Here is an 11932-nt window from a genome sequence, read left to right on the forward strand (position 1 = left end):
AGGCGCTCGGCGAAGGGCCGAGACGTGGCTCGGGACAAGAGGAACGCCGGGATGTCGAGGCTTCGGGACGGTCTAGGATGGGTTCTGGGGATCGTCCTCTTCGGCACGCTCGGGTGCAGCTCCGGCGGTGGCACCCCCACCCCACCGAAGCAACCGTTCCTCGGCAAAACGATCGTCGCCGCCGCGGTCGGCGACACGACAATCCTCAAGTCCCTGGCCGCCCAGCGCGGCGAGTGGACGGCGACCCGAGGGGCCGAGCTCTCGGTGAAGGAAACGGCGGTCGAGCCCAAGTCGACGGGCGGGATCGATGTCCTCGTGTTTCGCGCCGACCGCCTCGGCGACCTGATCGATTCAGGTGCGATCGGAGGTCTTCCCGAGTCGACGACCCGCCCCCCGGCCCCGACCGAGCCCGTCGAACCCTCGTCCGGCTCCGAAGGCGAGAAGGTCCCGGCCGATCCCCTCGAGTTTGAAGATATCCTCCCTGTCTTGCGCGAGCAGGTGACGCGTTTCGGCGGAGAGAGGATGGCCCTGCCATACGGCGGAACCGCCCTCGTTCTCGTTTACCACCGCCAGGCCTTCGAGCGCGACGCGAATCGCGCGGCGGCCAAAGAGGTTAAGCTCGCGCTCGAGCCGCCGAAGACCTGGGAACAGTTCGACGCCCTGGCGAAGTTCTTCCAGGGGCGCGACTGGAACGGCGACGGGACCAACGACCACGGGGTTTCGATCGCCTTCGGATCCGACCTCGAAGGGCTCGGCGACTCGGCCTACCTCGCGAGGGCGGCAAGCCTCGGGGCCCATCGGGACCAGTATTCGTTCCTCTTCGATTCCGACACGATGGCCCCTCGCGTCGTCTCCCCCCCCTTCGTCGAGGCCCTCGAGGCCATGGTCGCACTCCAGGCGTCGGCCCCGCCCGAAGCCGCGAGCTTCGGAGCGGAGGCGGCGAGGAAGGCCTTCGCGGACGGGAAGGCGGCCATGCTGATCGACCGCGCCGAGCGTTTTGCGACTTGGGGAAAGAGCAAGGCGATCGGGGTCGCGCCCCTTCCGGGTTCGAATCGAGTCTACGACCCCGCGAATTCGCGTTGGGAGACGGTCTCGTCGCCGAACACGCCGAGCTACCTGCCCTATGGCGGAGGTTGGGTGGTCGCGGTCTCCGCGTCGGCTTCGTCCGAGTCGCGTGAAGCCGCGATCGACTTCGCCAAGTATCTCGTCAGCCCCGAGATCTCGAGCCGAATCCGCTCCGACCGGACCTTTCCGATGCTGCCGATCCGGAGCAAGCAGGCCCTCCAAGGACCTCCCGACCCCGCCGCAACCCCCGGAATCGACGGCCGGCAATGGGCCGACGCCGTCAGCCGGACGCTGCTTGCCGCCAAGGTCGTCGCCGGCCTGCGGATCCCCGAGGCGGAAGGTTACCTCGGCGAGCTCTCCAAGGGACGCCTCGCCGCCGTCGCGGGTACCCCGGCGAAGTCTGCCCTCGAGACCGTGGAGAAAGCCTGGTCCGAGCGAACGAAACGACTGGGTGTCAAACGCCAGCTCTGGTATTACCGCCGGAGTATCAGCAACAGCCTGGCCACCCTCCCGCAACCGCCCGATCGCTGAGAGTTGAGCCGCGAGGCGCCGGTATGGCCGAACCCGACGAATCCGATGATGCGACGCTGGTCACCAACAACGTCGATGCCGAGATCAACCAATTGCTCGGCCTCTTCGACGTCCCGGCCTACGTACGCCGAGGCCAGGATCTCGAATCCACACTCGAACGGATCCATGCGCGTTGCCGACGCGAGCGTGAAACCCTCCTCGACATGGTAAGACTTCGCCTCAAGCAATGGGCCGCGGCCGACCGGGGGCCCGGCTCATCCGACCCGATCTTCCATCCTCCAATCGACGCCCTCTGGCCCCTCTGCGGGGTCGCCCCGCCAACCTGGACCAATCGACCGGCGTCGAACTGGCGCCGACGTTCGATCGCTCGCGACCTGATCGCGAGCGTCGAGCGCTTCAATCAACGCTGGAGCGCCTTCCTGCAAGGCCTCAACCTCGACGCGGCGAACCGGCAGATCGACCAGTACAACCGCTACTACCTTCTCGAGAAAGAATGCAGCCTCGGCTCGGCACGACTCGCCCATCGCCACTTCTCGCCGAAGGCCTTCCTGACGCATGACGACCTGGCGAAAGCGTTCCCAGTCTTGCCGGTGCCAGTGTTGGCCGGGTGAAAGGGGAGGGCAGGGGGAGGATTCACCACGAAGGCACAAAGGCCACAAAGGACACAAAGGTAAGAAAATAACGAGGCCAAAAATCACTTAAAAATAGAATCTTTTAAATGTTTTCTACCATCAGCGTCACATCATCGGCTAAAAGAAGAAGGCCAATATTTCAATAGTTGAAAACTTAATTTTTTAATTCTTGTTTTGAATGATCCGTGTTCAATCCGTGGCTAAAAAGTGTTCTCTTCCATCCGCGGCCAATAGACCCTGTGCCCCATCCGTGGCTGATTTTCCCCCGAAGTCCAGGCGTTATTTCCTATCACGTGCCCCCCTGAGGATCGAATCTTGTCAAACTCCGGCACTCTGCGCGGTGTGATTTTCGACATGGACGGGGTCCTGGTCCTCTCCGAGCCCTTGATCGCCGAAGCGGCGATGAGGATGTTTGCGGAGAAGGGGTATACGGTCCGGCACGAGGAATTCCGGCCGTTCATCGGGATGGGGGAAGACCGGTTCATCGGGGGGGTGGCCGAGGCCCGGGGGATCCCGCTCGACCCCGAGAAGGACAAGGCGCACACCTATGCCATTTATCTAGAACTGATCAAGGGGCGGCTGACGCCCTTGCCGGGGGTGCGCGACTTCATCGCCGAATGCCGGGGAGGTGGGCTCGCCCTGGCGGTGGCCTCGAGCGCGGACGCGATCAAGGTTGCGGGGAACCTGCGCGAGATCGGCATCCCCCCCGAGACGTTCGACGTCGTCGTCAACGGGAGTGAAGTCGCGAGGAAGAAGCCGCACCCGGATATCTTCCTCGAGGCGATCCGCCGGCTCAGGCTCGAAGCGGGCTCGTGCCTGGTCGTCGAGGACGCGATCTCGGGTGTCGCCGCCGCGAAGGCTGCCGGTACGCGCTGCCTTGCGGTCACGACGTCGTTCTCCGCCGACAAGCTCACGCAGGCCGACTGGGTCGTCCCCTCCCTGGCCGAGGTCCCCGAAGGCATACTCACCTGGTGACGTCCCGCCCTTTTACGCGCGCACGGGACGGAGCCGGAGTCGAGTGAGGAGCCGGCACGCGGCGAGGTAAGCGGCAAAGCCGAGGAGTCCGCCGATCGTGTTCAGCAACACGTCGTCGACATCGGCGATGCGTCGGCCCGAAAAGAGCTGGAGGACTTCGATCAAGAGACTCACCCCGGCGCTCAGAGCGGCGATTCGTCGCGCGGACGTCGGCTCGTCGCGCAACGATGGCACGAGGAGCCCGATGGGCATGAAGACGGCCAAGTTCCCGACGATGTTGATGAGGATCTCCATCGCGTCCTTGGTGAGGACCGTGGTGATCGTCTCCAGCGGAATGAGTCGGACGCGGCCCGACCAGGGGACGTGCGTGGTGCCGGCGTACAGCGTCAAGTAAAATAAGAGGATGCCGTAAGCGACCAGCAGCAAGGTCACGACGACTTTTCGCAAGCGGGGATCCCCCACGTGATGGTCCCGGCCGAAGGTTTTCGCGATCGACTCGGGCGATGCTATCGCCGCGGGTGCGGTCGCCCGGCAATGATAGCGGCCTTCGGAACGGGGACAACCTCGACCTTGGCCAGGGCAAATCCCCCGTGAGTCGACCTGGGATTCGCACTCGAGGACTCGACTCGACCCACTGATTTTCTCATCCCGGTGCAGGAGTGGTCCGCCTATGCCTTCGCTCGATCGTGAGGAGTGCATCGAGCAGGCGTACTTCTTCCACGCCTTCCGCGAACGCATCATGGACGGGATGCCCTCGCAAGAGATCCTTGCCAGGGTCGGCGAGGAGCTCCTCTCGACGACCAGGCTCCCGCTTGCGATCTCATTCCTCCACACCGAGATGAAAACGTCGGGCCTGCTCGGCCCGGCCATGGAACGGCTTAGCCACTACTTCACCCGGTTCCAGACGCACGTGATCTCCCAGGCCGAGCTGGACGTGAGCCGGTTCCCGATGGACCAGGCCCTCCTGATCCTCGAGCGTGAGGCCAAATACAAGGCCGACGGCCCTTCCCCGGCCGGGCTCTTCGTCTTCCAGTTCGAGGCCGTCTCGAGGAACCGGCTCGGTTACGGCAAGGGGCTCGAGTCGATCGCCGCCGATCCCTTCTTCAGCGAAGACTGGCGCGACTACATCATCCTCCTTCGCGCCCGACTCGGTGATGTCGACTTCGCCGACCTGATCTTCGTCCGCTCCGAATACTACGTCACCCAGCAGCGTCGGCGAAATCCCGACTTCACCCCCAAATTCGCCATCCTCTTCGGCGAAAAAGAAGGGAAGATCGCCCGCGCCAACCGAGGTCGCGACCCCCTCTATCTTTTCTCCGCGCTCCAACGCCAGCTCGGCTATCCCGAAGTCCCCCGCCCCAAACGAGCCGACGAGGCCGAGGCACGCATCGCGCTCCTCGAAAACCGCGTCGCCCAGCTCGAAAACCGCCTCAAGTCCGCCGAGGCCGAGCTCCACAACGACGTCGACCTCAAACAGTTCCGGGTCAAGCCGGAAGACACGGCTGGTCCGCCTTCGGGGTGGGGGATCAAGGATCCAGGGTGAGTTGGGGGGGAGGATTTCACCACAAAGGCACAAAGGACACAAAGATGAAGAAAAATTCGGTGAAGAATACTCAAATTTCTATTTTTCTAGGATGCTCTTTCTTTTTGTTTTCTTTGTGCCCTTTGTGCCTTTGTGGTGAGATCCTCCCCCTCAACCAACACCGGCCCCTCCCCGCCTTCGACCGCATCGTCATCGACAACGCCATCCCCGGCGGTTACCAGGTCGAGGTCGCCGATGTGAACGGCGATGGGAAGCTGGACATCGTCGGAGTCGGCGGGGGGACGTGCGCGTGGTACGAGAATCCGACCTGGACGAAGCGGGTCGTGACCTCGCCGAAGCAGACACCGGGGGTCATCAGCAGCGCCACGGCGGACCTGAATGGGGACGGCAAGGCGGAATTGGCGATCGCTTATGAGTTCGCTCTCGAGAAGCCCACGAAGGGTGAGCTCACGCTCGCGAGTCCCCCGGGGCAGCCGCAAGGCCCCTGGTCGCTGAGACCGCTCGGCTCGATCGGGACAATCCACCGGCTTCGATGGGGAGATGTCGACGGCGACGGCCGATCCGACCTCATCATCGCGCCGATCGTGGGGCCCTCGGCGCAGGCGCCGACATACGACCAGGAGGCTACCACGGTCCTTGCCTACCGCACCACGCCCCGAGCTGAGCCATCGGCCGCCTGGTCCTTCACGAGCGAGATCGTCGGGCGAGGGCCTTTGCTCCACGGGATCAAGGTCCTCGACTATGACGGCGACGGCCGCTCCGAAGTCCTCCTCGCTTCAGGCAACGGAGTGACGCTCTGCGACCGCGACCAAGCCACGGGCACCTGGCGCTCGACCCAACTGATCCCGGGAGCCAAGGGGGCTATGCCCAAACGTGGGTCGAGCGAAATCCAGGTCGGGAAGCTGGCCGACGGGACGCGATTCCTGGCGACCATCGACCCCTGGCACGGGACCGAGGTCGCCGTCTGCCTCGCGACCGGCCCCCGCAGCTTCGGGGCGAGGACGGTCATCGACACGAGCCTGCGCGATGGACATGCCCTTTGGGTCGCCGACGTGGACGGCGACGGCGACGACGAGATCTTCTCCGGCTTCCGAGGCCCCGGGACGAGCGTCGTCGGCTACGACTTCGACGGCAAGTCCTGGACGCGTACCCTCCTCGACCCGGCGATCGCCGCCCAGGACCTCCGCGGCGGCGACATCGACGGCGACGGCACGCCGGATTTCGTCGCGATCGGCGGAGCCACCCATAACCTCGTCTGGTTTCGCCCCAGTAGGAAGCCTCTCTAAGCTCGAGGCAAGGCCATGCTCCCAACACGACCGACCGTCTCCGCTGACGATCTCTGGAGAATGCCTCGGGCCAACGTGCGTAGGGAACTTCTCCGTGGGGAGTTGCGGATAAGGCCGTTGTTGGGGGCCGAGCACGGAGCCATCAACGCGAGGGTCGCGATGACTCTGGGCCATCATGTCGGACGGAGCAAGCTCGGTGTCGTCTTCGGGGCAGGGACTGGGTTTAAAACCGCGACAAACCCCGACACCGTGCTTGCTCCGGATGTCGCGTTCGTGCGCCAAGTACGGATCCCAGCCTCAGGAATACCCAGGACATACTGGCCGGGAGCACCGGACCTTGTCGTCGAGGTCGTCTCTCCCGAAGACACGGCCGAGGATGTCGACGGCAGAGCCACCGAATGGGTCTCAGCCGGGGTTAAGGTCGTTTGGGTCGTGAAGCCGAAGCGCCGGACGGTCGCCGTTCATCACGAGAGAATTGCTGTGGTGAACCTCTCGGTCGACGACGAGATTGCTGGAGGGGAGGTCATCCCCGGCTTTCGCTGCCCGGTGACTGACTTCTTCCCAGATTGAGGTTCCTGGGAGAAGACTCCAAAAAACTCGGATTGGGGAGCCCGCTCGCTGCATTAATCCCGTAGAGACGCCGACGACGAGGAGAGTCGACCTGATGGCGAGCGGGTGCAAACGTTCGGTCCTACCCCTGATCCTCCACGCCTTTCAGTCTGGAAGCGTGGCGGGGATGACGGACGGACAACTCCTCCAACGGTTCGCGAGTCTCGGCGACGAGGTCGCGTTCGAGGCCTTGGTCATCCGACACGGGAGGCTCATCCTCAGCGTCTGCCGGGGGTTGCTCCACGACCCGAACGACGTCGAGGATGCGTTCCAGGCCACGCTCGTCATCCTCGTGCGCAAGGCGGGCTCGATCCACCTTCACGACTCGTTGGGGCCCTGGCTTTATGGCGTCGCCTATCGCGTCGCCGTGCGAGCGAGGGCGACCGCGAAGCGGCGGAATGCTCGCGAACTCCAGGCGACGGAGATCGAGGGGCTGGCCCCGGACGTCGACCTCGACCGGCACGAGCTCGTGCCAATCCTCCACGAGGAGCTGGCCCGGCTCCCGGAACGGTTCCGGGTCCCGATCGTCCTCTGCCACCTCCAGGGCCTGTCCCACGACCTGGCCGCCCAGGAACTCCGGTGGCCGGTCGGGACGGTCAGGAGCCGCCTGTCCCGCGCCCGCGGCCTATTGCGAGTACGACTCGCACGGCGCGGCCTGGCCATGTCGGCCACCGCGTTGAGCATAGAGCTGTCAACCTCGTCGGCCTCGGCGACGATCCCCCGAGGCCTCTCCGTAGTCATCCTCAAAGCCGGTGCCGGTCGGGCTGCGGGGATGCTCTCCGGCCCTGTCGCCGGCCTCACGGAAGGAGTCCTGAGATCCATGTTTGCGAACTCACTCAAATCTACCGCAATCGCTTGTGTCGCTTCAGGGTTGCTGGCCACAGGCGTCGTCGTCCATTCACTCAAAGCGAGGGCCGAGGGGCCGAACACCGCCGCAGCCAGGGTATCGTCCCAACGGCCAGAGACTGAGGCCCAGGAGATCAGGCCAAGAAATACGTCGCAAGGTGACCTAGCCAAGCTGAATGAACCGGTCAGTCTTGATTTGAAGCAAGCGCCGCTGTCTGAAGCCCTCAACGCGCTCGCGAATTACACGGGACAGAATATCGTCCTTGACACAAAGGCTATCCATGCCATCGGTCTAAAGAGTTCGACACCAGTCGACCTCACGGTTAAAAACGTCAGCCTGAAAGCGGCTCTGAACTTGCTCCTGAGTCCACTGAGACTTCGCTATCAAGCCGATGGCGACACGCTAGTGATCACAACCGAGTCAACCCGTAAAAACCAACATATTATTAAAACGTATTATGTCGCCGACCTGGTCATTCCGTAAGTCCCACATCCCAGGGCGAATCCAGGCAAGTATGTGGACCTAAAGCCCATGATCCAGCTTTTGACGACCTCAGTCGCACCGGGACAATGGGTCGGCTCCGGGTTGACCATCAACGAGTCGGAACCAGCCGAAATCACGCCCGAAAATCCTGTCGCGAAGGATGTCGGAACGATTTCTGCAGCCCCCGAGATGATCAGCCTGACGATTGCACACTCGAAGGAGGTTCACGAGCAAGTGGCCAGGTTGCTCAGGACTCTCCGCCAGTTCCAGGACCATGTCCAGCCACGTCCTGGACCGGTTCAAGAACTCGAACCCATCCCGGGCGACACATTCGGCCACCTTGAACCAATCCCGAAGGAAAAAGAAGACGGGCGACCCAGACCTGGACCGGCTATTCAAGGTTCCGAACGACTTGAGCACCTTTTCAAGGAACTCATCAAAGAAGTCGAGTTCAGCACGGACGGGCGCGTCATGCTCCGACTGGAGCGTGCCCCGCGGAAGTGACCGGGGGCTCGATGTGAACACTTTCGGAGCTCGAACTTAGGCGACCCTCGGGGCCGATTGACGGTCGGCCCACGCTGTCTAGAATGAAAGGCGGATGGGGCGCTACGCGAGAAGATTCGAGCGGATGCGCCCCGCGGAAGTCCTCCCCACGGCCCTCCGAGCCGATCCCATGTCCCTAGCCGACGCATCGACCGCCATCCTGCTGATCGCCCACGGGAGTCGCCACGCCCCGGCCAACGACGACCTGCATCAGCTCGTGGCGAGCCTCTCGGCACGAGGTGCCCATGCGATCGTCGAGGCGAGCTTCCTCGAACTCGCGGACCCGAGCATCCCGGACGGCGGCGATCGCTGTGTCGCGAGGGGGGCGACTCGGGTCCTGATGATCCCCTACTTCCTTTCGGCGGGCGTCCACCTGCTCCGAGACCTCACGGCGGCCCGCGACGAGCTCCGCGGGCGCCACCCCGAAGTCGAGTTCCGGCTCGGCCCCGCGCTCGGCCCGCACCCCCTCCTCGAAGAGCTCGTATTGGAGCGTATCCAACAGCTCGACGGCGTGAATGAAGCCCCCGCTTTCGCCTCATCCGAAGAACTGGCTGACCTTTACGCCCCGATGGACCACCAAGGTCCGGCATGACCGCACCCTCCTCGGCCTCTCTTGACACAAATCGACCGAATTACTAGCGTGCGTCGACCGATTTCCTCCAGGGATGGAGACGCGTACCGGGGCTTCCCGGAGCTTCAAACGGAGTTGACGGCCGATGAGTCTCTCGATCGATTCGCTCAGCGTTCCCGCCCTCGACCTGAAGGCCCAATACCAGTCGATTCGTGACGAGATCGATCGAGCGCTCCGCGAGGTCGTCGAGAGTCAATACTTCATCCTCGGGCCCGAGGTCTCCAAGCTCGAGGCCGAAGTCGCGCAGTACAGCCAGGTGGCCCACGGGATCGGCTGTGCGTCGGGATCCGACGCGCTCCTCCTCCCGCTGCTCGCCCTCGGCGTCGGGCCCGGCGACGAAGTGGTGACGACCCCGTACTCGTTCTTCGCCACCGCCGGCGCCATCTGGCGTACGGGTGCCCGGCCGGTGTTCGTCGACATCGACCCCGTCTCGTACAATATCGACCCGACCCTGCTCGAGGCGGCGATCACCGACCAGACCAAGGTGATCATCCCGGTCCACCTCTACGGCCAGACGGCCGACATGGACCCGATCAACGCGATCGCGGCGAAGCACGGGCTCGCAGTCGTGGAGGACGCTGCGCAAGCCATCGGGGCCGCGTATCAGGGGAAGAGGGCCGGAGGACTCGGCCACGCCGCCGCGTTCAGCTTCTACCCCTCGAAGAACCTCGGCGGGTTCGGCGACGGCGGGATGGTCACGAGCAACGACTCGGACTTCGCGGCCAAGGTCGGCAGGCTCCGCGTCCACGGGATGGAGCCGAAGTACCACCACCACGAGGTCGGCTTCAACTCGCGACTCGACGCGATCCAGGCCGCCGTGCTCCGGGTCAAACTCCGACACCTCGACGCCTGGACCGAAGGCCGTCGGGCGGCCGCCGAACGTTATCGCGGACTCTTCGAGTCGAAGGACTTCGTCGGCGACGTCGTCCTGCCGACCGAACAGTCGGGATACTTTCACGTCTACAACCAATTCGTGATCCGCGTCCCGGCGGCGTCTCGCGATGCCCTCCGCACCTACCTCACGGCTCGTCGCGTCGGCACCGAGATTTATTACCCGATCCCGCTCCACCTCCAGGTCTGCTTCGCCTCGCTCGGACACGCCCCCGGCGACTTCCCCCACGCCGAGGCCGCCTCCCACGAGACCATCGCCCTGCCGATGTACCCCGAGCTCGCCGAAGCGGCGCAGCAGCACGTCGTCCGGTCGATCTCGCAGTTCTTCGAGGAACAGGCGAAGGCGGGTGAGCGGGCCGCCTGAAGGGATTATTCCTTCTAGGCCTTCGGCTGGCGTGAATCGCGAGGCGACGCGTCCCTTTATGGGACATGAGGCGTCCTCCGTACGCCCGAACCATTCCGACGAGACTCGCCCTCCCGACCGAGGGCGAGTCCCGAGCCTCGTCGCGGGGACGGTGTTTCGTTGGGCCGGAAAAAAGCCAGCGCAGCCGACGCGAAGTCTTCGTCCACGGGCCCCCCTGACGACGGCCCCGACCTCAACCCGAAATGGGTCGAGCGGATCCGCGAACGCCTCGTCGCCTGGTACGAGCACGCGCACCGGCCGCTCCCCTGGCGGGCCGATCGCGACCCTTACCGGGTCCTCGTCTCCGAAATGATGTTGGTCCAGACGACCGTCACCGCCGTGGTCCCTTATTTCGAACGGTTCCTCGCCCGCTTCCCAACGGTCAAGGCGCTTGCAGATGCGGACGACGAGGCCGTGCTCAAGGCCTGGGAAGGGCTCGGCTACTATCGCAGGGCACGACAGCTCCACGCGGCCGCTCGCGCCATCGTCCACGATCACGGCGGGACGTTCCCGGTCGATCCCGAATCAATCCGCGCCCTTCCGGGCGTCGGCCGCTACATCGCAGGGGCCATCCAGTCGTTCGCATTCGATCAGCCCGCCCCGATCGTCGAGGCGAACACCCAGCGCGTCCTCGCGCGCTGGTTGGCCTGGCGTGAGGACTTGAAGTCGACCCGGACCCAGGCGAGGCTCTGGGAGGCCGCCGGGCGACTGGTCCCTCCTCGTGGATCCGGGACGTTCAATCAGGCCTTCATGGAGCTCGGGGCCATCGTCTGCACGCCGAGGACGCCGATGTGCCTCGTCTGTCCGGTCGCCTCGGATTGTCGAGCCCGAGGGCTCGGGATCCAAGATGAGCTCCCGGTCCTCGCGCCGAAGCCGCCTCCGCTGGCGGTCTCCGAAGCGTGTGCCCTGGTCGTGCGTGGGAGCCAGATCCTGATCGTCCAACGAGGGGTAGGGGGGCTCTGGGAGCGATTTTGGGAGTTCCCGACCATCCATCTGGCCGGGGCCGACCCGGCCGGGCGATCGTTCGGAAGGCCCGTCACCCTGGAAGATGGGGTCCGACTCCTGACCGGCCTCGAAGTCCGCGGAGGCCCGATCGTCCAGACAATCCGATTCGGGGTCACCAAGCATCGCGTCCAGCTCGATGCTCATCGGGCCCGGGCCATCGGGGGCGAGTTGGAACCAGGTCCTGGGCTCGCCCGAGTCGTATGGGCCGACCTTAAGGATCTCGAGAAATATCCGTTCGGCTCCGCGAGTCGTCGCCTTTCGACCTGGGTCGCGACTCAGGGAGCCGGGCGGGAAACCGACACCGATGACGTCTCGTAGGCACAATCCTTGTCACCGGGCAAGGCTTTTCGCGTTACAGAAGGGTTCGTGTCGCTGAATTCGGGGATTCGCGATACGTTCATCGTCTCCAACGCATTTCACGGGGATTTGCGGAAACTAGGTAAAGAAAATGGGCCGGAATACCGCCGACCAGATCTCTGGGAAACGCT

Annotated in this window: 12 protein-coding genes; 11 read left to right on the top strand and 1 reads right to left on the bottom strand. The window is 64.3% G+C overall.

The genetic code is table 11. The features are described 5' to 3' along the window. Positions 1-51 precede the first annotated feature (51 nt). From ACYOEI_RS02630 to ACYOEI_RS02640, 3 genes are all read left to right on the top strand, one after another. A complete protein-coding gene (locus ACYOEI_RS02630; protein WP_462847716.1) occupies positions 52-1596 on the top strand; it encodes an ABC transporter substrate-binding protein in 1545 nt (514 codons plus the stop codon). A 23-nt stretch (positions 1597-1619) separates the two neighbouring features. Continuing rightward, a complete protein-coding gene (locus tag ACYOEI_RS02635) occupies positions 1620-2207 on the top strand; it encodes a hypothetical protein (RefSeq protein ID WP_462847717.1) in 588 nt (195 codons plus the stop codon). A gap of 336 nt (positions 2208-2543) precedes the next feature. Continuing rightward, positions 2544-3203: an HAD family hydrolase gene (locus ACYOEI_RS02640; protein ID WP_462847718.1), complete on the top strand. Its 660-nt coding sequence runs from the start codon at positions 2544-2546 to the stop codon at positions 3201-3203. Positions 3204-3215: 12 nt separating this feature from the next. Here ACYOEI_RS02640 and ACYOEI_RS02645 read toward each other — a convergent pair whose 3' ends face one another. Continuing rightward, positions 3216-3650: a VanZ family protein gene (locus ACYOEI_RS02645; RefSeq protein ID WP_462847719.1), complete on the bottom strand. Its 435-nt coding sequence runs from the start codon at positions 3648-3650 to the stop codon at positions 3216-3218. Between the two features lie 223 nt (positions 3651-3873). On the opposite strand from ACYOEI_RS02645, the gene ACYOEI_RS02650 reads away from it, so the two are divergent. The 8 genes from ACYOEI_RS02650 to mutY all read left to right on the top strand — a co-directional run bounded on the left by ACYOEI_RS02650 (position 3874) and on the right by mutY (position 11762). Beyond that, the gene (locus ACYOEI_RS02650) at positions 3874-4746 is read left to right on the top strand and encodes a hypothetical protein (protein WP_462847720.1); all 873 of its coding nucleotides are present in this window, start codon (positions 3874-3876) and stop codon (positions 4744-4746) included. A 104-nt stretch (positions 4747-4850) separates the two neighbouring features. Further along, the gene (locus tag ACYOEI_RS02655) at positions 4851-6032 is read left to right on the top strand and encodes an FG-GAP repeat domain-containing protein (protein WP_462847721.1); all 1182 of its coding nucleotides are present in this window, start codon (positions 4851-4853) and stop codon (positions 6030-6032) included. Between the two features lie 15 nt (positions 6033-6047). Next, positions 6048-6602 carry a Uma2 family endonuclease gene (locus tag ACYOEI_RS02660; RefSeq protein ID WP_462847722.1) on the top strand — a complete coding sequence of 185 codons (555 nt, stop codon included), beginning with the start codon at positions 6048-6050 and terminating at the stop codon, positions 6600-6602. 94 nt (positions 6603-6696) lie between these two features. Next, positions 6697-7971: an RNA polymerase sigma factor gene (locus ACYOEI_RS02665; protein ID WP_462847723.1), complete on the top strand. Its 1275-nt coding sequence runs from the start codon at positions 6697-6699 to the stop codon at positions 7969-7971. A 102-nt stretch (positions 7972-8073) separates the two neighbouring features. Beyond that, positions 8074-8475, top strand: a complete 402-nt coding sequence (locus ACYOEI_RS02670; protein ID WP_462847724.1) for a hypothetical protein — start codon at positions 8074-8076, stop codon at positions 8473-8475. 124 nt (positions 8476-8599) lie between these two features. Further along, positions 8600-9106, top strand: coding sequence for a sirohydrochlorin chelatase (locus tag ACYOEI_RS02675; RefSeq protein ID WP_462847725.1), 507 nt, complete (start codon positions 8600-8602; stop codon positions 9104-9106). Between the two features lie 124 nt (positions 9107-9230). Next, positions 9231-10400, top strand: coding sequence for a DegT/DnrJ/EryC1/StrS family aminotransferase (locus ACYOEI_RS02680; RefSeq protein WP_462847726.1), 1170 nt, complete (start codon positions 9231-9233; stop codon positions 10398-10400). A 159-nt stretch (positions 10401-10559) separates the two neighbouring features. Beyond that, positions 10560-11762: an A/G-specific adenine glycosylase gene (mutY, locus tag ACYOEI_RS02685; protein ID WP_462847727.1), complete on the top strand. Its 1203-nt coding sequence runs from the start codon at positions 10560-10562 to the stop codon at positions 11760-11762. Positions 11763-11932: the final 170 nt, after the last annotated feature.

The sequence above is a fragment of the Singulisphaera rosea genome, assembly GCF_054877945.1.